This window comes from Paenibacillus sp. sg306046 (genome assembly GCF_059821225.1).
Genome location: NZ_JCAMRT010000030.1, coordinates 23,762 through 47,995, shown reverse-complemented (window position 1 = coordinate 47,995; position 24,234 = coordinate 23,762). Strand labels below are relative to the sequence as shown.

23 protein-coding genes and 1 other annotated feature are annotated in these 24,234 nt (G+C 55.1%); of the genes, 19 read left to right on the top strand and 4 right to left on the bottom strand.

Going from position 1 to position 24,234, the window contains the following annotated elements; translation table 11 throughout:
• The 3 genes from AC6ROY_RS22885 to AC6ROY_RS22875 form a co-directional block, all read left to right on the top strand.
• On the top strand, positions 1–1,283 hold a 1,283-nt coding region (locus tag AC6ROY_RS22885; protein WP_500102892.1), incomplete at its 5' end, for a thioesterase domain-containing protein.
• 35 nt (positions 1,284–1,318) lie between these two features.
• On the top strand, positions 1,319–3,100 hold the full coding sequence (locus tag AC6ROY_RS22880; protein ID WP_500102891.1) for an ABC transporter ATP-binding protein: 1,782 nt from the start codon (positions 1,319–1,321) through the stop codon (positions 3,098–3,100).
• A 44-nt stretch (positions 3,101–3,144) separates the two neighbouring features.
• Positions 3,145–4,860 (top strand): ABC transporter ATP-binding protein, encoded by a 1,716-nt coding sequence (locus AC6ROY_RS22875; RefSeq protein ID WP_500102898.1) that lies wholly within the window; start codon positions 3,145–3,147, stop codon positions 4,858–4,860.
• Between the two features lie 42 nt (positions 4,861–4,902).
• Here the strand turns inward: AC6ROY_RS22875 and AC6ROY_RS22870 are convergent, their stop codons facing one another.
• Positions 4,903–5,961 (bottom strand): MerR family transcriptional regulator, encoded by a 1,059-nt coding sequence (locus AC6ROY_RS22870; protein WP_500102897.1) that lies wholly within the window; start codon positions 5,959–5,961, stop codon positions 4,903–4,905.
• A 223-nt stretch (positions 5,962–6,184) separates the two neighbouring features.
• Here AC6ROY_RS22870 and sigG point away from each other — a divergent pair, with 223 nt between their 5' ends.
• The 9 genes from sigG (at position 6,185) to ileS (ending at position 14,462) form a co-directional block, all read left to right on the top strand.
• Positions 6,185–6,967 (top strand): RNA polymerase sporulation sigma factor SigG, encoded by a 783-nt coding sequence (gene sigG, locus AC6ROY_RS22865; RefSeq protein ID WP_500102890.1) that lies wholly within the window; start codon positions 6,185–6,187, stop codon positions 6,965–6,967.
• A 156-nt stretch (positions 6,968–7,123) separates the two neighbouring features.
• Complete coding sequence (locus AC6ROY_RS22860; protein ID WP_500102889.1) at positions 7,124–7,423, top strand: YlmC/YmxH family sporulation protein; 300 nt, start codon at positions 7,124–7,126, stop codon at positions 7,421–7,423.
• Between the two features lie 104 nt (positions 7,424–7,527).
• A complete protein-coding gene (gene pgeF, locus AC6ROY_RS22855; RefSeq protein WP_500102888.1) occupies positions 7,528–8,391 on the top strand; it encodes a peptidoglycan editing factor PgeF in 864 nt (287 codons plus the stop codon).
• 61 nt (positions 8,392–8,452) lie between these two features.
• A complete protein-coding gene (locus tag AC6ROY_RS22850) occupies positions 8,453–9,142 on the top strand; it encodes a YggS family pyridoxal phosphate-dependent enzyme (RefSeq protein WP_500102887.1) in 690 nt (229 codons plus the stop codon).
• A 54-nt stretch (positions 9,143–9,196) separates the two neighbouring features.
• A complete protein-coding gene (locus AC6ROY_RS22845) occupies positions 9,197–9,625 on the top strand; it encodes a cell division protein SepF (RefSeq protein WP_500102886.1) in 429 nt (142 codons plus the stop codon).
• 30 nt (positions 9,626–9,655) lie between these two features.
• On the top strand, positions 9,656–9,925 hold the full coding sequence (locus AC6ROY_RS22840; protein WP_500102885.1) for a YggT family protein: 270 nt from the start codon (positions 9,656–9,658) through the stop codon (positions 9,923–9,925).
• 16 nt (positions 9,926–9,941) lie between these two features.
• Positions 9,942–10,724 carry a YlmH family RNA-binding protein gene (locus tag AC6ROY_RS22835; RefSeq protein WP_500102896.1) on the top strand — a complete coding sequence of 261 codons (783 nt, stop codon included), beginning with the start codon at positions 9,942–9,944 and terminating at the stop codon, positions 10,722–10,724.
• A gap of 115 nt (positions 10,725–10,839) precedes the next feature.
• The gene (locus AC6ROY_RS22830) at positions 10,840–11,319 is read left to right on the top strand and encodes a DivIVA domain-containing protein (protein WP_500102884.1); all 480 of its coding nucleotides are present in this window, start codon (positions 10,840–10,842) and stop codon (positions 11,317–11,319) included.
• Between the two features lie 55 nt (positions 11,320–11,374).
• Positions 11,375–11,632 (top strand) — a binding site (T-box leader).
• 61 nt (positions 11,633–11,693) lie between these two features.
• Positions 11,694–14,462 carry an isoleucine--tRNA ligase gene (ileS, locus tag AC6ROY_RS22825; protein ID WP_500102895.1) on the top strand — a complete coding sequence of 923 codons (2,769 nt, stop codon included), beginning with the start codon at positions 11,694–11,696 and terminating at the stop codon, positions 14,460–14,462.
• Positions 14,463–14,669: 207 nt separating this feature from the next.
• Here the strand turns inward: ileS and AC6ROY_RS22820 are convergent, their stop codons facing one another.
• Positions 14,670–15,428 (bottom strand): TraR/DksA C4-type zinc finger protein, encoded by a 759-nt coding sequence (locus tag AC6ROY_RS22820; RefSeq protein WP_500102883.1) that lies wholly within the window; start codon positions 15,426–15,428, stop codon positions 14,670–14,672.
• Positions 15,429–15,550: 122 nt separating this feature from the next.
• Here AC6ROY_RS22820 and lspA point away from each other — a divergent pair, with 122 nt between their 5' ends.
• The 4 genes from lspA (at position 15,551) to AC6ROY_RS22800 (ending at position 18,552) form a co-directional block, all read left to right on the top strand.
• On the top strand, positions 15,551–16,087 hold the full coding sequence (gene lspA, locus AC6ROY_RS22815) for a signal peptidase II (protein WP_500102894.1): 537 nt from the start codon (positions 15,551–15,553) through the stop codon (positions 16,085–16,087).
• Positions 16,084–17,055 carry an RluA family pseudouridine synthase gene (locus AC6ROY_RS22810; RefSeq protein ID WP_500102882.1) on the top strand — a complete coding sequence of 324 codons (972 nt, stop codon included), beginning with the start codon at positions 16,084–16,086 and terminating at the stop codon, positions 17,053–17,055. Before lspA ends, AC6ROY_RS22810 begins: the two co-directional genes overlap by 4 nt.
• A 35-nt stretch (positions 17,056–17,090) precedes the next feature.
• A complete protein-coding gene (locus AC6ROY_RS22805) occupies positions 17,091–18,245 on the top strand; it encodes an aminotransferase A (protein ID WP_500102893.1) in 1,155 nt (384 codons plus the stop codon).
• 91 nt (positions 18,246–18,336) lie between these two features.
• Positions 18,337–18,552 (top strand): hypothetical protein, encoded by a 216-nt coding sequence (locus tag AC6ROY_RS22800; RefSeq protein WP_500102881.1) that lies wholly within the window; start codon positions 18,337–18,339, stop codon positions 18,550–18,552.
• 148 nt (positions 18,553–18,700) lie between these two features.
• On the opposite strand, the gene AC6ROY_RS22795 is transcribed toward AC6ROY_RS22800, so the two are convergent.
• Entirely contained in the window at positions 18,701–19,852 is a 1,152-nt protein-coding gene (locus AC6ROY_RS22795) for an N-acetyldiaminopimelate deacetylase (RefSeq protein WP_500102880.1), read from the bottom strand.
• Positions 19,853–20,028: 176 nt separating this feature from the next.
• Positions 20,029–20,745 carry a 2,3,4,5-tetrahydropyridine-2,6-dicarboxylate N-acetyltransferase gene (gene dapD, locus AC6ROY_RS22790; RefSeq protein WP_500102879.1) on the bottom strand — a complete coding sequence of 239 codons (717 nt, stop codon included), beginning with the start codon at positions 20,743–20,745 and terminating at the stop codon, positions 20,029–20,031.
• A gap of 496 nt (positions 20,746–21,241) precedes the next feature.
• Here dapD and pyrR point away from each other — a divergent pair, with 496 nt between their 5' ends.
• The 3 genes from pyrR (at position 21,242) to pyrC (ending at position 24,161) form a co-directional block, all read left to right on the top strand.
• Positions 21,242–21,817 carry a bifunctional pyr operon transcriptional regulator/uracil phosphoribosyltransferase PyrR gene (pyrR, locus tag AC6ROY_RS22785; protein ID WP_500102878.1) on the top strand — a complete coding sequence of 192 codons (576 nt, stop codon included), beginning with the start codon at positions 21,242–21,244 and terminating at the stop codon, positions 21,815–21,817.
• A complete protein-coding gene (locus AC6ROY_RS22780; RefSeq protein ID WP_500102877.1) occupies positions 21,814–22,719 on the top strand; it encodes an aspartate carbamoyltransferase catalytic subunit in 906 nt (301 codons plus the stop codon). Before pyrR ends, AC6ROY_RS22780 begins: the two co-directional genes overlap by 4 nt.
• 161 nt (positions 22,720–22,880) lie before the next feature.
• Positions 22,881–24,161 (top strand): dihydroorotase, encoded by a 1,281-nt coding sequence (gene pyrC, locus AC6ROY_RS22775; protein ID WP_500102876.1) that lies wholly within the window; start codon positions 22,881–22,883, stop codon positions 24,159–24,161.
• The last annotated feature ends 73 nt before the right edge of the window (positions 24,162–24,234 follow it).

The following is a 24,234-nucleotide window of genomic DNA, read 5'->3' as shown; positions in this document are numbered from 1 at the left end:
AGATTCGCGGCTACCGGATTGAACTGGGCGAGATCGAAGCGCAGCTGCTGCAAATTCCCTCGGTACAGGAAGCAGTTGTTATTGCGCGGGAGGATCAGGGAAGACAAAGCAGCTTGTGCGCCTATTTCGTCGCGCAGAGAATGCTGGCCGTTCATGAAATAAAGAAAGCATTGTCTGAGACATTACCAGGCTATATGATTCCTTCACATGTTGTGCAGATGGACAGCATTCCCTTGACGCCGAACGGAAAAGTTGATCGCAAGCGGCTGCCCGCCCCAACTGGTGATGCTGGGCATGGAGCGGATTATATAGCGCCGCGTTCGCTGCTGGAAATGAAACTGGTTCGCATCTGGCAGGAGGTGCTTGGCTTGGAGAACATAGGCGTCAGGGATCATTTCTTTGATCTGGGCGGCCACTCGCTAAGTCTTATGCGGCTGATTCAAAGAGTGTACGATGAGACGGGTATCACCGTTCCTCTTCATAAAGCATTCCGCTATCTAACTGTAGAAACGGTCGCCTACGAAAACGGGGAAGCTGAGTTTCAGAAGGACGGAAATCTATTTGAACAAATGAACAAGCACGGGGCATTCAACGTCTTTTGCTTTCCCCCCGGCGGAGGATTTGGCATCAGCTATCAGCGGTTAGCTAACGAATTGGACAATCATTGCCTGTTGTACAGTATTGATTTCATAGAGCAGACGGAGGATCGCGAGCATATGCTGAACCGATATGTGGACGAGGTTATCCGCGTTCAGGGACAGCCGCCGTATGTATTTCTCGGATATTGCTTTGGCGGGAATCTGATGTTTGAGGTGGCTCAGGCGATGGAGAGCCGCGGATACATTGTATCGGATCTGATTATGCTGGATGCTATGATGAAACATGCGCCAACGTCCATGGCCGAAGCTGAATGTGAGCTTGAAAACCTGCTCGAAGAATTAAAAAACGCGGCATACGGTGTATCGGATAATCCGCTAATTTGGGAACGAGTCCAGCACAAAGTACGGTCCAACCTGACCTACAGAGCGCGGCTTGTCAACCGGGGAACCGTTCAGGCTAATATTCATGAACTGATCGCGGAGGACAGCGAGGTGCTGCGAACGCAGCAGCTTTCGTGGAGTGAAGCAACCAGGGGCGATCATACGGCACTGACACTTACTGGCGACCATGAGGAACTGCTTAAATCGGAACGTGTCACGCAAACGGCAGCAGTTATTCTTCGAACGCTGAATCATATTCTGGCACAACGCGCAGAGTCGCAGCAGGTCGTGCAGAAAGGATGATTCACGTCTGCATTTTCTGAAAGGAGAAAATAACTGTGGAAAATGGGAATGACAAGGTTGCTTTGCGGGGAGCCTTCTTCTGGTTGCTCAAGCTTGCTAGCGCTCATTACCGCTGGATGACGGTGGGCATCCTTTCTGCGATTGCCGCTGCGGGTGCCGAGGTATGGACTGGCAGACTAATTGAACAGCTTACCACTTTTGCCAGCGACGACATGCACTTGGACTTGATGAAGGACGTAGGGTATACGATCGTCATTGTTATTATAATCGGAATTCCTGCAAAATATTTCACGGTGTATGGGATCGAAAAAAGCAGTGCATGTATGGTCCGGGACATGCGGAGTGAAGTCATTGCTCACCTGGGAAAACTACCTGTTCATTACCTGGATCGACAGCATTCAGGCGATGTAGGGTCTATGTTCAACAATGATATCCGAATTATTCATCAGTTCATGACCCGTTATTTGTACCAGTGGTTCTATCACCCGCTATTATTTTTAGGTTGTTTCACTTATTTATTGTGGATTCAGTGGCAGCTCATGGTGTTCAGCCTGCTGCTGGTTCCCGTATCGCTGCTTGCCTCCCGTTGGATCGGGAGGCAACTGGAGCAGCTGACGGAAGAAAACCAAGGTATGATGGGACAGATGAACGCCAATCTGCAGGATACGTTGGGAGGAATGCCGATTGTCAGGAGCTACTTATTGGCGGGAATCCGGTTCAAATCGTATCAGGCTTTACTCCGATTGAGCGTGAAAAAAAAGCTGTCGGTAAAAAAAAGGGAAGCGTGGATTAATCCTCTGATGACAACCCTGATGCTGAGTCCGATTATTTTTGCCGTGAGTTATGGCAGTTATTTAATTGCTCAGGGCATGTTTGCTACGGGTGAATTAATCGCTTTTCTTTACCTGCTGAATGTAAGCTTGAAGTCACTAGACCACTTTCCGGAGCTTATTGCCCAAACGTTTCAAATGTCAGGCGCAATAAAGCGTGTAGCGGCCATGTTGGCCCAGCCTGTAGAAAAGCAGGGGGGGCAGTCGCTAGTCCAAACGGATAATGCAGCCATAACGTTTGATAACGTATCGTTTTCATACGAAAGTAGCATTCCTGTACTCAAAAGTTTAAGCTTTACGATCCCGCAAGGGAGCATGATCGCGCTCGTAGGAGCAAGCGGCAGCGGGAAAAGCACCGTGTTTGAATTGTTATGCGGTTTTTATCCGTTGCAGGCAGACCATGGAGCGATCCGTGTATTTGGTCAGCCGATCAGTCAATGCAATCTGGAGGAATTACGCTCCTGTTTCTCTGTAGTTACACAGGAGGCTTATTTATTTAGTGGCACTATAGCCGAAAACATTGCATATGGGCGCGATAATGTTTCGATGGACGAGGTAATAGAAGCGGCAAAATCAGCGAATGCTCATGCTTTTATTATGGAGCTACCCGAAGGCTACCAAACTGAAGTTGGTGAGCGGGGCGGGTTTCTGTCAGGAGGACAGCGCCAGCGAATTACGATAGCCCGTGCCTTCCTGAAAAATGCTCCAATTCTGCTGATGGACGAGCCGACGTCTGCTTTGGATCCGTTATCCGAGAGTCTTGTAAAGGAAGCGTTAGGCTTGCTTATGGAAAATAAAACAACGCTTGTCGTTGCTCATCGGCTGTCTACGGTTCAGCATGCGGATGAAATTTGGTTTATGGAACACGGCGAGATTGTCGAAGCTGGCAGTCATGAGCAATTGCTTCGGCAAGATGGACGGTATACGCGGGCATTGCGGCAGGAGTTTGCCGAGACGGGGATCCGTAAGGAGGTGGCTTATACGTGAAGGCGATTAGCGGGCCGCTCCGTGACGTGCGGCAGCTCGGACTGATGATGAAGTTCATGAATCGGCGACACCGGGTGCCTTATGGTGTGGGTCTTAGCGTAACATCCATTAATCAAACGATATTTCTTATCTCATTCAGTCTGGTTGTTCAAAGTCTTGTCAATTTTGCCGAGTCCGGGGATACCGCTCAGATGTTTAGAGCTTTTTACCTGCTAGCAGGGGCATTAGTGTTGGAAAACATGATATCGCCCTGGTTTATCTACCTCTATCAACGTCATATTGAGCTGGCGATGGCGGAGGTACGAGAACTGCTGTATCAGAAGCTTTGCCGATTGAAGACTGCTTATCTCGAGCGTACCCATCATGGGGATTTATTGTCGAAATTGAATAATGACGTATCCGCCCTGGAATCTACGTATGCTACCACGTACTTCGCCATGCTGCTGCAGGTTATTTTCAGTATCGGGTCTATTCTGGCGATGGTAACTCTTCACTGGCAGCTTGCAGCTGCTTCGTTGGTCATTATGCTGGCGTCCTTAGCTCTCAGCGTGCGATTTGTTCGGCAAATCCGAACGTTACACGAACAATCGCTTGGTACACTGAGCAAGATGACCGAAAAGCTTTCGGATATCATGGGCGGCATCCGGTTGATTAAACTGTTTCAAATTGTGCCAATCTTCACAAAGTATCAAAGGCTGAATGAGCAGTGGGCGAAGACAGCTGAACACATCGCATACAAAAATGGAATATTGTCTGCAATTAACCATTTTGTTGGATATATTACGTTTTGCGGGATTATTGTGATCGGCAGCTTTCTCTATTCTCAGGGCTCAATAAGTATGGGAAGTGTTGCGGCACTGGCTGTGCTTCAATTGAATCTGACGAATGCCATAATGAATTTCGGAACGGTGCTGTCCCAGGCGCAGCAGGCACTGGCAGGAGCTGCCCGAATCCAGGAGCTACTGGGGGAAGAAGAAGAGCATGCAGGAATCCGTACAGCCAAAGACGGCTGCCTGTCCCAAGCGATGGTGGAATTTCAGGACGTTACCTTTTCTTATTCACCTGAGCGAAAGGTGCTGCACGGAGTAACCATGCAGGTTTTACCGGGGCATGTTGCTGCGATTGTTGGCGTGAGCGGTAGCGGTAAAAGCACATTGATCAAATTGTTATTGGGCTTCTATCCCCTTGATAGTGGAGAGATCAGGCTTCAAGGCCAGCCGCTGGGAAGCTATACGTTGGAGGAAGCCCGCAGACATTTTGCCTATGTGCCTCAGGACACGTTTCTGTTCACCGGAACGATTGAAGACAACATCCGTTACGGTAACCCGCATGCTACAACAGAAGAAGTGATCGAGGCCGCTAAAGCCGCTTACGCGCACTCCTTTATTGACGAATGGCCAGAGGGGTACCAGACTCAAGTCGGAGAAAGGGGAATGTCCATGTCCGGCGGCCAACGACAGCGGATTGCCATTGCGCGGGCCATTCTAAAAAATGCTCCGATCCTATTATTGGATGAAGCTACGTCTGCGCTGGACCCTGAATCGGAATACTGGGTACAGCAGGCGCTGGACCGTCTAATGAAAGGACGTACGACCATTTTGATTGCTCATCGTCCGAGTACAATTGAGAAAGCAGACTTCGTCATAATGATGGATCAAGGCAAGATTGTCGAGCAAGGCACTCATACGGATTTACTCGACCAGCAGGGGAGTTATGCCGGGCTGTTCGATGATACCAGATCGTTCAGCACAACAGCTTAATTGTACATCTCTTTGTATAAGCTATGAAATAAACCGCTGCGTTCAACGCAGCGGTTCTTGCTGTTTCCGCGCATAAACCAGAACGAGCAGCGGGCTGCCCGCCGCTTCTGCGGCTTCAACCCGGCATCCTGCTGCATCCAGCAGCGGCCGGATATCGGTGAGGCATGCATAGCTGGCGATCTCCTGGTCCGGTACCCGGCTCAGCTCGTCGCATAAATGCCGCTCGGCAAGAAATTGCTGCTTGTGCGACGCATCCCGGAACATAAAGTCAAGCAAGCCAAGCCGTCCGCCAGGCTTGAGCACGCGCAGCATCTCGCTGAGCGCGAGCGGCTTCTGCTCCGCGGACAAGTAATGAAAAGCGAAGCTCGTAGCGACGAAGTCAAAGTGCGCGTCCATGTACGGGATGGCAAGGAAATTGCCAAACCGGGTTTGCAGTCCGGCAAATTTGGTCCGGCAGCGCCGGAGCATTTCTCTGGAGCTGTCGATGGCGCACATCTGAGCGCCCTGCGCGAGCAGCCGGCCGGCCAAATTTCCGGTGCCGGTTCCGAGATCAAGGCCAAGCTCACCCGGCTGCGGAGCCAGACGATGTACGAGCTGCTCAAGCGCTTCCATATAGTTGACTTTGGCGCCGGATGCCGTTTCACCGCTGTGAACGCGCTCATCGTAACCTGGCGCCTGCTGATCGAAGTTCCAGGCGCTTTCCTTGCGGCTCCGAATTTCGCGCAGCCGTTTGGAGCTTTCCGCCAGCGGATAGACGTCCTCCGGCGCCAGTGTTTTTTGCCGATCGAGCAGCTCCAGCATGCGCTCTGTCGTTTCCATCAGCTGCTTCAGCTCCAGCCACTGCGTAATCGTCGCATTTTGCTGCAGCTCCAAATAATGACGCAGCTCGTCATCATTGCCTTCCTCAATATGCGCGAGCGCCTGCTTGATCTCACGCAGGGAGAGTCCGATTTCCCGCAGCGACATAATCGTTTGCAGTCGCCATAGCTCCTGATTGGAGAAAACACGGTACTGGTTGCTGCTGTTCTTGGCGGGCTGAAGCAGCCCTTTTTCTTCATAAAACCGGATGGTGCGGGGAGAAAGCTGCAGCCGTTCGGCCAGTTCCTTGATACGGATTGCAATCGACCGCCTTCCTCGTCAGGATGATTTGTTCATTATAAACATTTACGCAGCGTGAAGGTCAAGCGCCGCGCCAGCAAGGATATGCGCTGTAATGGCAATCCGCTATGGGAGGAGCTGCCATGGCCGGACTGGAAATCGCGCATAAAAAATGTGCCGCCGGGGATAATGTAATTTAATGTTTCTCCTTGGGAGGTAATCACGAATGACCCGAAACAAAGTCGAAATATGCGGCGTCGATACGGCAAAGCTACCGGTTTTGACCAATGCGGAAATGCGTGAACTGTTCGTCGCGTTACAGACGAGGAATGAACGATCGGCAAGAGAGAAATTGGTGAACGGCAACCTCCGTCTGGTGCTTTCCGTCATTCAGCGCTTCAACAATAGAGGGGAATATGTTGACGATTTGTTTCAGGTCGGCTGCATTGGCTTGATGAAGGCGATTGACAATTTCGATTTGAGTCAAAATGTAAAGTTCTCCACCTACGCGGTGCCGATGATCATCGGGGAAATTCGCCGGTACTTGCGTGACAACAACCCGATCCGGGTGTCCCGTTCGCTGCGGGATATTGCGTACAAGGCGTTGCAGGTCCGGGACCAGCTGACAAACCGGAACTCGCGCGAACCGACGATTTACGAAATTTCCGAGGTGCTGAATGTGCCCAAGGAGGATGTGGTGTTCGCCTTGGATGCGATTCAAGACCCGGTTTCGCTGTTCGAGCCGATTTATCACGACGGCGGCGACCCGATCTATGTGATGGATCAAATTAGCGATGACCGCAACAAGGATGTGTCCTGGATCGAAAGCATCGCGCTGCGCGAAGCGATGCGGAAGCTGAACGACCGCGAGAAGATGATTTTGTCGATGCGCTTTTTTGACGGAAAAACGCAGATGGAAGTGGCCGATGAAATCGGCATTTCCCAGGCCCAGGTATCCCGGCTGGAGAAGTCGGCGATCTCGCAGATGCAAAAGCATGTGAAAAACTGATGTACCTTTCCCCGCGAAAAACACGACCTGATCCGCCACCTGAGGTGCGGGGAAGGTCTTTTTTTATCAAGGGGGAATTTTCGCCGCCGCCGGATACTATTTGCTTGCCCGTACATACACATAAGGTAACGACAAAAGTTCGGTGGTGACCGCGGCATGAAATTGAACGATTTGCAAACGAAGGACGTCATCAATATCGTGGACGGCAAAAAGCTCGGTCAGATCAGCGACTTGGAGCTGGATCTGCGGAACGGGCGAATCGAATCTATTGTGGTGCCGAATGCGCCGCGTTTCCTCGGCTTGTTCGGACCGTCGATGGATGTCATTATTCCATGGCGCAACATTGTCAAAATCGGCGCGGATGTCATCCTCGTCAAAATCGAAGAAGTCCGCTCCTACCGTCAGGAAGAGCTGGAGATGGAGATGAACTACGAGTTTAACCGTGAATACCGGTGAATGCAAAGCAGAAGCAATTGCCCTGAAAATTCAACATATTCGCGTGTTCTTTTCATACGGATCGTGTATACTGAAGGTTAACGGATCACAGGGGGAGGGATTTGATGGAACCGTTTGTACGCAGGCGAGGAGATAACGGCAGTGAGTGGGTTGAGCTGGCGCCGTTCGTCAGCGCTTACCCGGAGTTGACTGCAGGCTTCACGACCCGTCTCGGCGGCGTAAGCCGTGCGCCGTTCGATAGCTTGAACTGCGGACTCCATGTCCCTGATGAGCCTGCGGATGTTGTAGAAAACCGGCGCATGCTCGCAGAAGGCTTGGGTGTTGCTTTCTCGGGCTGCACTTATGCGGAGCAGGTGCACGGCAGAGAAATTCAGGTCGTCACGAAGCGGGAGCGGGGCGCAGGCATCGACTCGCGGGAGACGGCGTTGCAGGCGAAGGACGGATTTGTTACCAATGAACGCGGCGTATTTCTGCATGCTTTGTTTGCTGACTGCGTCCCGATTTACATCTTTGATCCGATCCGTCAGGCCGTCGGGCTGGCGCATGCGGGCTGGAAGGGAACGGCGCTGCAGATTGCGAAGTCGCTGCTTGAGACGATGAGCGCCGCCTACGGAACGAAGCCGCGCGATGCGAGGGCGGCGATCGGGCCGTCCATCGGTGTGTGCTGCTACGAGGTGGACGAAACGGTCGTGCGCAGGATGGAGCGCGTGCTCGCCGAGCTGGGTCCGGCTGTGCCGGGCGATGACGGACGAACCGCTTATTATGAGCCGCAGCCGGGCGGCAAATATAAGCTGAATTTGCAGCAAGTCAACCGGCAAATCTTGAGCAAAGCAGGAATTTTGCCGTCTCATATCGAAATAAGTGGTTTATGCACGAGCTGCCGCACCGATTTGTTCTACTCGCACCGGAAGGAAGGCGGGCAGACGGGACGTATGGCGGCCTGGATCGGCCTGCGTGAGCTGTCGTAAACGGATCGCAAGGCGCGACCAGGCTTATGGCGGTAAGGTTTAGACAAGGAGAATTGCATTCATGAACAGTCAATTGCTGCAGCGTATACAACAGGTACAGGAGCGGATTGCCGCGGCCTGCGCCCGCGCGGGCCGCGACCCTCGCGAGGTCCATGTGGTTGCGGTTACGAAATACGTCTCGCTGGAGACGACCGGCGATGTGCTGCGGGCCGGACTTGATCAGGTCGGGGAAAACCGCTGGCAGGACGCGGCGGAAAAATGGTCGGCGTTTGGCTCGCAGGGCGTCTGGCATTTTCTCGGCCATCTGCAAACGAACAAGGTCAAGGACGTCGTCGGCCGCTTCACTTACATTCACTCGCTGGACAGACTTTCGCTGGCCAAGGAAGTGGACAAGAAGGCGACTGCGCTCGGCATTCAGGTTCCTTGCTTTCTGCAGGTGAACATCTCAGGCGAGGAAACGAAATATGGCTTGGCGCCGGAGGCTCTGCTTCCGTTCGCAGAGGAAATTCGCGGGCTGCAGGGCTTGCGGATTGCGGGACTGATGACGATGGCGCCTTATGAAGCCGAGCCGGAGGAAACACGTCCCGTATTTCGCGGATTGAGAGAGTGGCGCGACCGCTTGAATGACAGCGGGCTCCTCGGTTACGAGGTAAAGGAATTGTCGATGGGCATGTCCAATGACTTCGAGGTAGCAATAGAGGAAGGCGCTACCTGGGTGCGTCTCGGGTCCGTTCTCGTGGGTAAGGAATAGCAGGACTGGGCTGCCGGCAGACGGCACACAGAATGTTGAAGGAGGCTATCAACGATGGGTGTGTATAACAAATTTATGAATCTGATCGGACTGCAGGAAGAAGAAGAGACGGTTGAACGCGACCGGCAGGTCGAGCAGCATGAAGAAGTTGAAACCCCGCCGCAGGAAACGCGTAAGAATAAGGGGAATATTGTGAGTATCCATTCTCAGAAAAACATCCGGGTTGTGCTGCAAGAGCCGCGCTCGTATGAGGAAACGCAGGAAATCGCCGATCATCTGCGCAACCGCCGTCCGGTTGTCGTGAATTTGCATCGCGTCCGTTCGGATCAAGCTACGCGCATCGTTGATTTTCTGAGCGGAACGGTGTATGCGTTGAATGGCTCCATTTCGAAGATCGGGCCGAACATTTTCCTCTGCACGCCGGATACGGTGGAAATTCATGGCTCCATCAGCGAGCTGCTGCACGCGCATCCGGAGGAGTAAGTATTCTAAATTTAAGACGAGGTGAACAGTTTGGGCTCCATTGAGCATTATATTCTTACACTTGTGACGATTTATAGATACGTCCTGATCGCGTATGTCCTGCTGTCATGGCTGCCCAGCGCACGGGAAAGCTTTATTGGCGAGATGCTTGGCAAGCTGTGCGAGCCGTATTTGGGCATTTTCCGCCGCTTTATTCCGCCGATTGGCGGTATGATCGATATCTCCCCGATTGTTGCGCTGCTGGCTTTGCACTTCATTGGTATGGGAATTGTCGTCGTACTCGGCTATATCATTCCGTAAGCGCAGGTGACCTAAGCTGACAAACGCGAATATTTATGTGCATTTTCACCCTGACGAGCATCGGTTCGTCGATCAGGCGGACGAGTGGCTGCGCCGGGCGGAGCAGCATACCGTCAAGCTGACGGATTTTCTGGACCCGCGTCAGGCCGCCATTTTGAGCTCGCTTGCGAATACGCATCCCGATGTGCATATCCGCCTGGACGGCGGTTATCCGGAGGCGGAGCGCCGCCGGGCGATCGTTGCGCCAGACTATCGCGTGCTGGAGGCCGAGGATGTCGGTCTTCGCGTCATTGCCGTCAGCTCGCCGGATGACAGTCTGGCGGAGCTGGATCATGGCGATTACATGGGCGCGATTCTCGGGCTCGGCATGAAACGCGATAAAATCGGCGATATTCACCCGCGTGCGGACGGCTGTCACATCGTGGTCGCTGCGGAGAGCGCCGATTACCTCGCTTTGCAGCTCAATCAGGTGCATCGCGTCCACGTCCGGACCGAGCTGCTGGCCGTGTCTCAGCTGCAGCCTGCCGAGCTCCGGCTGGAGGAGCTTCAGCTGTCAGTCGCCTCGCTCCGTCTGGACGGCATCGCCAGCGATGTGTACAGGCTGAGCCGCGCCAAAGTGCTGCTGCCCATCAAGGCAGGCCGCTGCAAGGTGAACTGGAAGCAGGAGGAAGATCCAAGCAAGCCGCTCAAGGAAGGCGATGTTGTTTCCATGAAGGGCTTCGGACGCTTCAAGCTGCTGGAGGTTGAAGGGCTTAGTAAAAAAGGCAGACAACGGATTCGAATCGGCAAGTACGTCTAATTGCCGATTTTTTTGTATGCGAATGCAGGAATTTGCGGGCAGCTGTCGAATATACCAGTACGCTTGGATGCGGGTCCCGGGCCTAACGCTTGTCAAATTTGCAGGAGGTGCACCTATGGCTTTAACACCGCTCGATATACATAACAAAGAGTTCAGTCGTTCATTCCGCGGGTATGACGAGGATCAGGTCAATGAATTCCTGGATCAGGTAATCAAGGACTATGAAGCCTTGATCCGTGAGAATAAAGAGCTGCAAAACCAACTTGTGACGATTCAAGAGCGGCTGGATCATTTTGCAACGATTGAGGAAACGTTAAGCAAGACGATTATCGTCGCTCAGGAAGCGGCCGATGAGCTCAAGCAGAACTCAAAAAAAGAAGCCCAGCTTATTATAAAGGAAGCGGAGAAAAACGCGGATCGCATCATCAACGAGTCGCTCTCCAAATCCCGCAAAGTGTCCGTGGAAATTGAGGAATTGAAAAAGCAGGCGTCCATCTACCGCACCCGCTTCCGTACGCTGATCGAAGCCCAGCTGGAGCTGCTCAGCAAGGAAGACTGGAGCTCGCTGGAGCGCATGGAGATTGAACAGGCATAGGGGGAAGTTGACGCTTCGTGTTTTTTTGGATATACTCCTGTATGAGTTGTTATATGTAAAAGCGATGACTGGGACAAGTACTTGATATTTGACCGTTGCAAGCGAACCGGGGATTGGTGAGAGCCCGGACTTCGGCCGTCAAGGAATATCACCCAGGAGCGTCTCTTGAACCGGTCCGTACGTAGAGAGCATCGGATGACCCCGTTATCGGTCAGCGAGTGAAGATTTCCGTCAGCATGCTAGCCGTCAGGCAGCGAGGGGCTGATTGCGGGGTCTTAATCAGGGTGGTACCGCGAGACTTCTCGTCCCTTAGTGGATGTGAGGTCTCTTTGTTGTTGAATTCGGTTAGGAGTGAGAAGAAGCTTATGTCCAACATGGATTATGGAAAAACATTAAACCTGCTGCAAACGGAGTTTCCGATGCGCGGAAATTTGCCGCAAGCGGAGCCAAAGCTCCAGCAGCATTGGGATGAAGTCGATATGTATCGCCTTGTACAAGAGAGCCGCCAAGGCAAGCCCAAGTTCATTTTGCATGACGGGCCGCCGTATGCAAATGGCGATATTCATATCGGCCACGCGCTGAACAAGGTGTTGAAGGACATTATTGTCCGGTTCAAAACGATGCAGGGCTACGACGCTCCTTATGTGCCGGGGTGGGATACTCACGGCTTGCCGATCGAGCAGGCGATCGCCAACGGCGGCAAGGTGGACCGCAAGAAGATGAGCATTCCCGAGTTCCGGGATTACTGCAAGGACTATGCGCTGCAATGGGTGGAGAAGCAGAAGCAGCAGTTCCGTCGCCTCGGCATTCGCGGGGATTGGAGCAACCCGTATATTACGCTGCAGCCCAAATATGAGGCACAGCAAATCCGCGTGTTCGGCGGTATGGTGAACAAAGGCTACATTTATAAAGGGCTCAAGCCGGTTTACTGGTCTCCGTCCTCGGAAAGCGCGTTGGCGGAAGCTGAAATCGAATACAAGGATAAAACGTCAACGTCCATTTATGTGGCTTTTCAGGTGCAGGACGGAAAAGGCAAGCTGCCGGCCGATGCAGGCATCGTCATCTGGACGACGACGCCTTGGACGCTGCCGGCGAATCTCGGGATCAGCCTGCATCCGGAGTTTGACTACGTGCTCGTCGAAACGGCTGGCCGCAAGTTTGTGCTGGCTCAAGGATTGCTGGAAGCGGCAGCCAAGGAAATTGGCTGGACGGACGTGCAGGTGCTGGCTGCGTACAAGGGCAGCGAGCTGGAGCATGTGCTGTGCAAGCATCCGTTTTATGACCGCACCTCGCTGGTGATGGTCGGGGAGCATGTTACGCTTGAAGCGGGTACGGGCTGCGTGCATACGGCTCCTGGACACGGGGAAGACGACTTTGCAATCGGCCAGCGCTATAATCTTGGCGTGTTGTGCCCGGTGGACGATCAGGGTCATTTTACGGCGGAAGCTCCGGGCTTCGAAGGCATGTTCTATGAAAAAGCGAACAAAGTGATCACTGATCGGCTGCAGGAAAGTGCGCATCTGCTGCATGCCGCAATGATTCAGCATCAATATCCGCATGACTGGCGCACGAAAAAACCGGTCATTTACCGGGCGACCGAGCAGTGGTTTGCTTCGATCGACAAGTTCCGTCAACCGATGCTCGACGAGATCAAACGGATCGACTGGACGCCGGAATGGGGCGAAATTCGCCTGCACAATATGATCGCCGAACGCGGCGACTGGTGCATTTCCCGCCAGCGCGCCTGGGGTGTGCCGATCCCGATTTTTTACTGCCGCAGCTGCAACGAGCCGCTGGTTAATGAAACGACGATCGAGCATGTAGCCGGCATTTTCGAAAAGGAAGGCTCCAACGCCTGGTTCCTGCGTGACGAGCAGGAGCTGCTGCCAGCGGGCACCGTCTGCCCGTCGTGCGGACATGATCATTTCCGCAAAGAAACGGATATTATGGATGTATGGTTTGATTCCGGCTCCAGCCATGTCGCGGTGCTGGAAACACGCGAGGAGCTGCAATGGCCGGCCGATTTGTACCTGGAAGGCTCGGACCAATACCGCGGCTGGTACAATTCGTCGCTGATTACCGGCGTTGCGGTGAAGGGCGAGTCGCCGTACAAGGGCATTTTGAGCCACGGCTTTACGCTGGACGGCGAAGGCCGGAAAATGTCCAAGTCGCTCGGCAACACGATTGACCCGAATCAAGTGTGCGACAAGCTGGGCGCAGATATTTTGCGGCTGTGGGTATCGTCAACGGACTTCCAGGCTGACCAGCGCATCTCGGACAAAATTCTGACCCAAACGTCCGAGGGCTATCGCAAAATTCGCAATACGCTGCGCTTTTTGCTGGGCAATTTGTCCGATTTCAATCCGGCATCCGACCGGGTGGACACGGCGCAGCTCAGCGAGCTGGATCGCTTTGCCCTGATCCGGCTGCATCGGGTGACGGACAAGGTGATTCGCGCTTACGACAAGTACGAGTTCCATGTGGTGTACCAGGCGATTCATCATTTTTGCGCGGTGGAGCTGAGCGCGTTTTATCTGGATATTTTGAAGGACCGGCTGTATGTCAGCGCGGCGCAAGATGCGGGCCGGAAAGCGGCGCAAACGGTGCTGTACGATACGCTTGTTGCGATCACGAAGCTGATCGCGCCGATTTTGCCGCATACGGCGGACGAAGTGTGGCGTTACATTCCGGGTGTGGAGTTGTCCAGCGTGCAGCTGGCGTATTTGCCGGAGGTGGATGCTTCGCTGTTCGATTCGAGCCTGGAAGCGAAATGGGAGCAATTCAACAGTTTGCGTGACGAGGTGCTGAAGGCGTTGGAGGAAGCGCGCAAGGGCAAGCTGATCGGCAACTCGCTAAGCGCGGCCGTTCATCTGTACCCGAATGCGGAAGCTGCGGCGCTGCTGGCCGGCTTCGATCGGCTGGATCAGCTATTTATCGTATCGGAAGCCGTCGTTCATGAAGCAGGCGAAGCCGCGCCCGAAGAGGCTGCGAGCTTCAAGGAGCTGAGCGTCCGCATCGTCGTTGCAGACGGCGAGAAATGCGAGCGCTGCTGGATCGTCACGCCTGAGGTAGGACAAGATAACGAGCACCCGACGTTATGCGCACGCTGCGCAGGCGTCGTGAAGAGCGGCGCTGCGGTGTAGCAGCGGGTCAGCCGGTGCAGGCAAGCAGGACGGTCGGCTCTGACAAGCAGACTCTGGACGGAAGAACGGCAGATGGCTGCTCCTGTGAACGCAGGCAGTTCTAGTTCTACGGTTTTACTTACAACAAATAGCCCCAGGGCCGGTTCCGGTCCTGGGGTATGCCGATTATGGGATTGTCCGGCTAGCTCGCAGCAAGCGGGATTCGCATTAGGAGTAGTCGTCCTCCAGTGAAGCTTCCGGCTCCAGCAAACCTTCGCCTTCGCCGCTAGTCAAATAGTCCCGATAGGCGCGGTTGCGGACAACGGTTACATGCTGGCCGTACAAGTCGGTTGCCACAAAGCTTTCAAACGCTTCGACATAGCCGTCCTGCTCATCCGCTTCGATTTCCATCTGGCTGTAGGTGGAGGAAACGTTCGGGTTTTCGGCCATTGCCGGTGAGTTCGAGGTACCCCAGCTTTCGACGATCTGCCACGCATCTTCGCCGTCAAAGCGATTTTGCTCGGTTCGTTCATCCAGGCTGGTCCGGCCGAACGGCGGAGCCAGCAGCTTTTCTTCCACCGGCCGTCGCTCAGACGCATGCGGATCGGGCACGTGCTCCACGCAGTAAGCCGCTGTTGGCAGCGCCTGCAGACGCTCGAAGGCAATCGGCTGTCCGCAAGTCAGGCAAGTGCCGTAGCTGCCGGCTTGCATACGTGCTAGCGCATCGTTAATGTCGGACAGATGGCGTTCGGCATTTTCCAGCAGGGCAATATCCTTGCCGCGTTCGAACGTTTCGCTGCCGAGATCGGCCGGATGGTTATCGTAGGCGGACAGCTCGCCGGTCTGCTCACGCAGCGCGTGCTCCAATCCGTCATGTTCGTTGCCGGACAGATGGGCGTCGAGCCAGCGCCGTTCCTCCTGAAGCTGGCCAGACAGCTCGGTGAGCTGCGAAGAGCTCAGATGGGAGCGGGATGGATCAGGGGACATGGTCATCGCCTCCTTGGGTTGCTTGGACAGCTATAGTTTAAGCGGAGCCGTCAAGTTTTAGCTAGGTAAATCCTTGCAAGGTACGTCAGAGCGATAAGGAGCGGAACCAACCTATGAAATTTCTGAAGTATTATATCCTCGCGTTTGTCGTGCTGGTGCTCGATCAGGTGACGAAGTGGGTCATTGTCAATCGGTTGATGCTGAACGAATCCCGTTCGGTGATCGGCGAGTTTTTTCAGATCACCTCGCACCGGAATAAGGGAGCGGCATTTGGGATTTTGCAAAATCAGCGCTGGTTTTTCATCGTCATTACGCTTGTTGTCGTGGTCGGGATCATTTGGTATTTGAAGAAAACGATTGATGAAGGCAAACGGCTGCTGCCGGTTGCGCTTGGCTTGCTGCTGGGCGGAGCTGTCGGCAATTTCGTTGACCGTGCGTTGTTCGGAGAGGTTGTCGATTTTCTGCAATTTAATTTCGAATTTACGTGGTTTAATCCGCCGATTTATTACACGTTCCCGATCTTTAATCTTGCGGATTCCGCCATTGTGATCGGTGTCGGACTTATTTTCCTTGATGCGCTGATCAGCTGGCGCCGGGAAGTAAAGGAAGCGAAGGCGGCTAAAGCCGCGGGTCGCGAAAGCGGGGATGTGCAGCCATGAGCAGGCCGGAGGAAAAAGAGCTGCTGGAGGCAAACGAAGCCGAATGGGAGCAGCGCCAGGAATGGATGATTGAGGGCCAGGACGCAGGCGAGCGGATTGACAAATATTTGACCGAGGCGCTGGAGGCCGATATATCCCGTACGCAGGTGCAGCAGTGGATCAAGGACGGCCACGCCACGGTGGACGGCCGGATTGTGAAGCCTAACTACAAGCTGAACGCGGGGGAAGCGTTGTCGCTGCTGATTCCGGAGCCGAAGGAGCTGGAAATTGTCGCTGAGCCGATTCCGCTTGAGGTCGTCTATGAGGACTCGGATCTGATCGTCGTCAACAAGCCGCGCGGCCTCGTCGTTCACCCGGCGGTCGGCCATTATAGCGGGACGCTGGTTAACGGACTGCTGCATCATTGCCAGGACTTGTCCGGCATTAACGGCGTCATGCGGCCGGGTATTGTCCATCGGATCGACAAGGATACATCTGGCTTGCTGATGGCGGCGAAAAATGATCTGGCTCACGGCGGCCTTGCTGCCCAGTTGAAGGCGCATACGGTCAACCGCAAATATATGGCGCTCGTCCACGGCAATGTTCCTCATGATAACGGGACAATTGACGCCCCAATCGGGCGTGACCCGCGCGACCGCAAGCTGTACACGGTAACCGATCGGAACAGCAAGCATGCGGTTACGCATTTTCTGGTGCTGGAGCGCTTCGGCGACTATACGCTGCTGGAGCTGAAGCTGGAAACGGGGCGAACCCATCAAATTCGCGTCCATATGAAATTCATCGGGCATCCGCTTGTCGGCGACCCCGCTTACGGCCCGTCCAAAAGCAAGGGCGTGACGATGGAGGGCCAGGCGCTCCATGCGGCGGTGCTGGGCTTCGATCATCCGCGTACCGGGCAGTATCTGGAGTTTGAAGCGCCGCTGCCGGACGATATGTGCCGGCTGCTGGACGTATTGAAGTTGCGCTGAGACGAGCGCGAGGAACGGAGAGAACGATGGAAGCTATGGAGCAGCTTATTAATCCGAGCGTAAGGCAGATTGAAATTTCGGGCATCCGCAAAATGTCTAATCGGGTCGCCCGGTATCCCGGCGCGATTACATTGACGATCGGCCAGCCGGATTTTCCGACCCCGGCGCATATTTTACAGGCGGGCCGGCAGGCGATTGCCGACAACAAAACATCGTATACGCCAAATGCGGGCTTGCCGGAGCTGCGCGAGGCGGTAGCGGGCTTCGTGCGCAGCAAGTACGGCTTGTCGTACGACGCGGCGGATGAAATTATTGTAACGGCCGGCGCAAGCCAGGCGCTGGACATTACGCTGCGGACGCTGCTGACCGAAGGCAGCGAGGTGATTTTGCCGGGGCCGATCTACCCGGGCTATGAGCCGCTTGTTCGTCTGTGCGGCGGGGTGCCGGTTTATGTGGATACGACGGCGAATGGGTTCAAGCTGACGGCCGAGCTGCTTGAGCCGCATTTGACCGACGAGACACGCTGCGTCGTGTTATGTTATCCGTCAAATCCGACGGGCCGCGTGTTGTCAGTCGAGGAGCAGGAGGCGATTGGACGGCTGTTGGCGGACCGTTCGGTTTTTGTCATCTCCGATGAAATTTACAGCGAGCTGATCTACGACGGTACGCATCGCTCCTTCGCTTCAGTGGCCGGAATGCGCGACAAGACGGTCGTCATCAACGGCTTGTCCAAATCGCATGCGATGACCGGCTGGCGCATCGGCTTCACGCTGGCGCCCGCGTACTTGTCGCGGCATATGGTGAAGGTGCACCAGTACAACGTCACCTGCGCCAGCTCGATTAGCCAGTACGCCGCTGTCGAGGCGTTGACCGCAGGCATCGACGACGCGCTGCCGATGCGCGAGGAGTACCGCCGCCGTCGGGACTACACGTATGACCGGCTAGTGGCGATGGGCTTTGAGCTGGATAAGCCGGAGGGCGCCTTTTATTTGTTCCCTTCGATCAGGCGTTACGGTCTGTCCTCGACGGAATTTGCCATGCGGCTGCTGGATGAGCATCTTGTTGCAGTTGTGCCCGGCGATGCGTTTTCGGCGCTTGGAGAAGGGTATATCCGGTTGTCCTATGCGTATGCGATGGATGTGCTGGAGTCGGGACTTGATCGGCTGGAGGCATTTGTGCGGAAGCTGTAGACGCGTTGGCCGGGCCAGGCTTGCAGACGATGGAAGCGGCTTAAAAGCGGTGTGCCGCCACAGGATCAGGTCAGGGTGTCGGGTCGGTCGAATGTTCTCGGAGCTTCGGTTTTTTCTTGAGACGCTTGGCGCGCAAATGAATACGGTGCAGCAGCAGGTTGAGCGGCTTTCACAAAGTCAGGCTGGTATTGTGCGCCAACTGGACGAGCTGTCGGAGCGTCAGGACGCGTTTGAAGCGAAGCTGGATCGGATTGGTAAACTTGGCATGCAGGAATTGGAAATTGATCGCCTTAAGCGAATCAAATAAATAACGTAACAAAAAAGTCTCCAGCCGCGTTGGGAACGTCCCATGACGCAGACTGGAGACTTTTTTGGTTGAGATGCGGCTTCTTGCCGGGAACATAGCTTTAGAAGTCGGCGATTCACACGCTTCGTTTTTTCCTGTGGTTCACATGTTACGCCGAGCGCCAGCGCAAATAACGTGTCATCACGCCAATCGCCACGTCAATCGCCGCTTCATCCGGCTCCAGCTTGGCATGATGCAGCCCATAGGGCGTGTTGACGCCGAGCCAGAACATGAAGCCGGGAATGCTCTCCAGAAAATAGCCGAAATCCTCGCCGGTCATCGCTTCTGTGCATTCATGCATGGTAATCCCGTGCTCCGTTTGCGTTTCCTGCAGCCAGGCCATAAACGAGCGGGTGACCGTTTCTTCATTATAGACTTGCCGGTAGTTGGAGCCGTAGTCGATCACGGCCTGGCAGGCAAACGATGCCTCGATGCCGCTGACGACGGCTTCCAGCCGGGACTTGACGAGCGCCATCGTCTGAGCGGACAACGTGCGGATCGTGCCCTCCAGCCGTGCGCGTTCAGCGATGATGTTTTGCTTCGTGCCGCCGTCGATTTTGCCTACCGTGATGACGGCTGAGTCAAGCGGATTGACATTCCGTGAAATGATCGTTTGCAGCTGCCCGACCAGCTGGCAGGCGGCGATCACCATATCATTGGCCTGATGCGGGAAAGCCGCATGGCCGCCTTTGCCGATCAGGTCGATAAACAGCTCGGACGTATTTGCAAACAAAATGCCCGGCTTGACCGCAATGGTGCCAACCGGATATTCAGGCGCGATGTGCAGCGCGAATATTTCATCCGGACGAAATTGCTGGAACTCATCGCTTTGCAGCATCGGCAGCGCGCCGCCCGGCCCTTCCTCCGCAGGCTGGAAAATAAACAGCATATCGTCGCCAAGCGGCTGCTCGGCCACTTGCGCCAGCACGCCGAGACCGATGCTCATGTGCAGGTCATGCCCGCAAGCATGCATCATCCCAGGATGCCTGGATTGGAAGTCGTAGCCTGTGTCCTCCTGAATCGGCAGCGCGTCGATATCGGCGCGGTAAGCATACCGGCGGCGCGGCGCCGGTCCGGTGCCTTGGACATGAACGAAGATGCCTGTCCGCCAAGTACGAACCTCCAGTCGTTTCTGAGGCAGCTTGGCGATGAAATCGAGCAAATACGCTTGCGTTTTAAATTCCTGAAAGCCCAGCTCCGGAATCTGATGCAGCTCGCGGCGCACCTGAACGAAGCGGCTAAGGGGAGTAGGAGCAGTCATGTTTTCGGTTCAGCCTCCTTGAGTCGGTTACATGACCGCCCGTTTATGCTGCGGAAGCCAGACAAAGGACACAGCAGCGGCAGCACAAGCGGGCAGCTTGAATGGTCACGTTGTCCATCGGACAAAGCAAAACCCGGCGCTGGAAGCACCGGGCGAAGAAAGCCAACTGACACCAATTACAGCGTGCGCAGGTCTTTCAAAATTTCGGTTTTCGACTTCGTTTTGTCATCAACCTTCTTGATCACACGTGCAGGTGTGCCAGCGACTACGCTGAACTCAGGCACATCTTCGACGACGACAGCGCCCGCCGCTACGACAGAGCCTTGGCCGACACGTACGCCTTCGAGAATAACGGCATTTGCGCCGACGAGCACATCGTCTTCAATCACAACCGGCTGAGCGGAAGGCGGCTCGATAACCCCAGCGAGCACAGAACCTGCGCCGATGTGGCACATTTTACCGACCTTGACGCGTCCGCCGATTACAACGCCCATGTCAATCATCGTGCCTTCGCCGATGGAAGCGCCGATGTTGATCACTGCGCCCATCATGATGATAGCATTGTCGCCGATGCCGACCATGTCGCGGATGACCGCGCCCGGCTCGATGCGGGCGTTAATGCCCTTCAGATCAAGCAGCGGAATTGCAGAGTTGCGGCGGTCATTTTCCACCACGTAATCTTCGATTTTCGCGCCTTGCTCGTCGAGGATCGCCTTGATGTCAGTCCATTCGCCAAACAATACGCCGCTTTTACCGGAAACAAAAGCTTGAATGCCCTCGCCGAAAGCGATGCTCTCCAAATCCGTTCCTTTTACGTATACCTTAACCGGCGTTTTTTTCTTGCTTGTTTTAATGAGGTTGATAACCTCTTCTGTATTCATCTCGATCGACATAACGGGTACAGTCACTCCTTCAAATAAAGTCCTCGCTGCCAGAGCAAACGAAAGACGAACTACATCTTTTATAGCATAATCGACACGTTCTAGCAATGTTTGCCGGATGAAAAGCAGCGGTCAGGCGGAGAAAGCGGCGACGGGCGAGCGGGAGCGGCTAGCGAAAATGCCGGTTGCACTTTGCCCGATGCTGGGATAAACTTGCTGGCTAAAATCATTCATGAAATCAAACGACACGTATTGACAATCCTCTCATGGCGTGGGATAATGCTCGTAACTGAAAAGCACCTTTAAATACAGTCCCGAGAGGCTGACAAGGTGAACGAGGAAACGAACGGTCCATGCCCGGAATGAATCCGTCAGGCGCTGTCTGGCGGATGCTCCGGACGGACGTGTTCTTTTTACGCGCACACAACCTTGTCGATCCGGCAAGGTTTTTTTGGTGTCTTGCCGCGTCGGCGGAACGCAGGGCATCAGCGGTAGGGAGGCGGAGATCATGCAGCAAACGGATCATGTTTTGATGGATGAAACGGCGATTCGCAGAGCGCTGACGCGCATCGCGCATGAAATATTGGAGCGCAACAAGGGCTTTCAGGATTGCATTCTCGTTGGCATCCGCACGCGGGGCATTCATCTGGCGCGGCGGATTGCAGACCGCATTCATGAGATCGAGGAAGTGACGGTTGTTGTCGGCGAGGTGGATGTGACCAAATACCGCGATGATCGTACGGTGTCGTTGGAAACGGTCGGGGCGCCGGACAACGATCTGACAGCCGAACAGACTCAGGAAGAGCTGGCGGTACATAATAAGAAGATCATTTTGGTGGACGATGTGTTATATACAGGCCGAACGGTGCGGGCGGCGATGGACGCGCTGATGGATCTCGGGCGGCCGCAGATGATTCAGCTGGCTGTGCTGGTGGACCGCGGACATCGGGAGCTGCCGATCCGGCCCGATTACGTCGGGAAAAACATCCCGACCTCCCGGATGGAAAGCATTGAGGTGCAGCTGACGGAATCGGATGACATGGATCAAGTGTTGATTACAGGACAGAGGAGGCCAAGCGAATGACACAGCTACTTCAATCCAGCAAGCACCTGCTCGGCACAAAAGGAATGGCCGCAAGCGAGCTGACTGCGATTCTCGACCGGGCCGCGTACTGGGAGCAATATCCGGTTAAGGTGACCGGCCATTTGCAGGGGCGGTTTGTCGCCAATATGTTTTTCGAGAATAGCACACGGACGCGTTTTTCCTTCGAGGTTGCCGAGAAGCGACTGGGCGCGGAGGTGCTGAACTTCGCAGCAGCTGTCTCCAGCGTGCAGAAGGGCGAGTCGATCTACGATACGGTTCGGACGCTGGAGTCGATGGGGATCGACGCTGGCGTAATCCGGATGAAGCCGAACGGACTGCTGCCAGAGCTGGCCTCCCGCATCAAGGTGCCGCTGATCAACGCGGGCGACGGCAACAGTGAGCATCCGACGCAGGCGCTGCTGGATTTGTACACGATGCGCAAGCAGTTCGGCGAGTTCAAAGGGCTGAAGGTGGCCATCGTCGGCGATATTCAGCACAGCCGCGTAGCCAGGTCGAATCTGTGGGCGCTGCAAACGCTGGGCGCCGAGGTGAGCTTCTGCGCGCCGCCGCAGATGCGGGCGGATGAGCTGGCTGAGCATGCGCCGTACGTCACGATCGAGGAAGCGCTGCGCGCGGATGTGGTGATGATGCTGCGCGTGCAGCTGGAGCGTCACGAGGGCACGATTTTTGGCTCTGCCGAGGAATACCGCGCCGCTTACGGCCTGACAGCCGAGCGGGCTGCGCAAATGACGCCGCATGCGATCATTATGCACCCGGCTCCGTTTAACCGGAATGTCGAGATCGACGATGAGCTGGTTGAATGCGAGCGGTCGAAAATTTTCCAGCAAATGAGCCACGGCGTGCCGATCCGGATGGCGGTCATCGAGCGTGCGCTTAGCTAGGACGCGAGGCGCACACGGCAGGCGCGATGGCGATAAAACTGCCGGAGCGCATCTGACCGCAGCCAACGAAGCTTGATTGACGCAGCTTGGCGCCGGCTTTCTGTAATGGAAAACGAAGCGCGGCGCAAGATTTGCAATAGATGAATAACATGGAGGTTCTTATGGGCATCTGGATACTGAACGCAAGCGTCGTAACCGCAGGTAATGAACGGGGAACAAAACATGTGCTGATCGAAGGCCAGACGGTTGCGCGGATCGTCGACGGCGGTCCGGCGCCGGACACGGCGGGGCATACCGTCGTTGATGCGGCAGGCAAGCTGCTGACGCCGGGGCTGATCGACATGCACGTGCATTTGCGCGAGCCGGGGTTCGAGCATAAGGAAACGATCGCTACGGGGACGCGCTCGGCGGCACAGGGCGGATTTACAACGATCGCCTGCATGCCGAATACACGTCCGGTCATCGACACGGTGGATACGGTGAACTATGTGCTGGACAAAGCGAAGACGGAAGGCATCGTACGCGTGCTGCCCTACGGCTGTATTACGAAGGGCGAGCTGGGCCGCGAGCTGACCGACTTCGACGCGCTGAAGGCAGCAGGCGTGATCGGCTATACCGATGACGGCGTCGGCGTGCAAAGCGCGCAAATGATGAAGGACGCGATGGCGAAGGCCGCGTCGATCGGCATGCCGATCATCGCGCACTGTGAGGACAATACGCTGGTCGAGGGAGCTGCTTTTTCCGAAGGCGAGTTCGTCCGCAAGCACGGCTTGAAAGGAATTCCGAACGAGTCGGAGGCGATTCATGTCGGACGTGACATCCTGCTGTCAGAGGCAACGGGCGCGCATTACCATGTGTGCCATGTGAGCACGGAGCAGTCGGTACGCCTGATTCGTCATGCGAAGCAGATCGGCATCAAGGTAACGGCGGAGGTTTGCCCGCATCACCTGCTGCTGTCCGACGAGGACATTCCGGGCATGGACGCCAACTGGAAAATGAACCCGCCGCTTCGCACCCCGCGTGATGTACAAGCCTGCATCGAGGGGCTGGTCGACGGCACGATTGATATCGTGGTCACCGACCATGCGCCGCATAGCGAGGAAGAAAAGGCGCGCGGCGTCGATCTCGCACCGTTTGGCATCGTCGGCTTCGAGACAGCGTTCCCGCTGCTGTACACGAAATTCGTCGCGACCGGCGAATGGACGCTGGAGTTTCTAGTGGAGAAGATGACGAAGCTGCCTGCCGAGGTGTTTGGATTGCCGTGGGGCACGATCGCTGAGGGTAAACCGGCTGATCTGACTTTGATTGACCTGGAAACAGAGCGCGAGGTTGATCCTGCCGCGTTTGCTTCCAAGGGACGCAACACCCCGTTTACAGGCTGGAAGCTGCAAGGCTGGCCGACGATGACCGTCGTCGACGGCAGCATCGTCTGGAGCGCGTAAGCGGACCGCTGCTGCACGAATACGACGGAAGGCCTGGTCCTGACAGTCTTTCGCACACATACAGCATTACCAT

Coding starts and splice junctions, on each gene's coding strand:
- pgeF (WP_500102888.1), top strand. CDS start 7,528: ATGGAACCGTTTGTACGCAGGCGAGGAGATAACGGCAGTGAGTGGGTT.
- AC6ROY_RS22805 (WP_500102893.1), top strand. CDS start 17,091: ATGGAGCAGCTTATTAATCCGAGCGTAAGGCAGATTGAAATTTCGGGC.
- AC6ROY_RS22780 (WP_500102877.1), top strand. CDS start 21,814: ATGACACAGCTACTTCAATCCAGCAAGCACCTGCTCGGCACAAAAGGA.
- AC6ROY_RS22860 (WP_500102889.1), top strand. CDS start 7,124: ATGAAATTGAACGATTTGCAAACGAAGGACGTCATCAATATCGTGGAC.
- dapD (WP_500102879.1), bottom strand. CDS start 20,745: ATGTCGATCGAGATGAATACAGAAGAGGTTATCAACCTCATTAAAACA.
- pyrR (WP_500102878.1), top strand. CDS start 21,242: ATGCAGCAAACGGATCATGTTTTGATGGATGAAACGGCGATTCGCAGA.
- AC6ROY_RS22830 (WP_500102884.1), top strand. CDS start 10,840: ATGGCTTTAACACCGCTCGATATACATAACAAAGAGTTCAGTCGTTCA.
- AC6ROY_RS22800 (WP_500102881.1), top strand. CDS start 18,337: ATGTTCTCGGAGCTTCGGTTTTTTCTTGAGACGCTTGGCGCGCAAATG.
- pyrC (WP_500102876.1), top strand. CDS start 22,881: ATGGGCATCTGGATACTGAACGCAAGCGTCGTAACCGCAGGTAATGAA.
- AC6ROY_RS22820 (WP_500102883.1), bottom strand. CDS start 15,428: ATGTCCCCTGATCCATCCCGCTCCCATCTGAGCTCTTCGCAGCTCACC.
- sigG (WP_500102890.1), top strand. CDS start 6,185: ATGACCCGAAACAAAGTCGAAATATGCGGCGTCGATACGGCAAAGCTA.
- AC6ROY_RS22850 (WP_500102887.1), top strand. CDS start 8,453: ATGAACAGTCAATTGCTGCAGCGTATACAACAGGTACAGGAGCGGATT.
- AC6ROY_RS22795 (WP_500102880.1), bottom strand. CDS start 19,852: ATGACTGCTCCTACTCCCCTTAGCCGCTTCGTTCAGGTGCGCCGCGAG.
- ileS (WP_500102895.1), top strand. CDS start 11,694: ATGGATTATGGAAAAACATTAAACCTGCTGCAAACGGAGTTTCCGATG.
- AC6ROY_RS22845 (WP_500102886.1), top strand. CDS start 9,197: ATGGGTGTGTATAACAAATTTATGAATCTGATCGGACTGCAGGAAGAA.
- AC6ROY_RS22810 (WP_500102882.1), top strand. CDS start 16,084: ATGAGCAGGCCGGAGGAAAAAGAGCTGCTGGAGGCAAACGAAGCCGAA.
- AC6ROY_RS22875 (WP_500102898.1), top strand. CDS start 3,145: ATGATGAAGTTCATGAATCGGCGACACCGGGTGCCTTATGGTGTGGGT.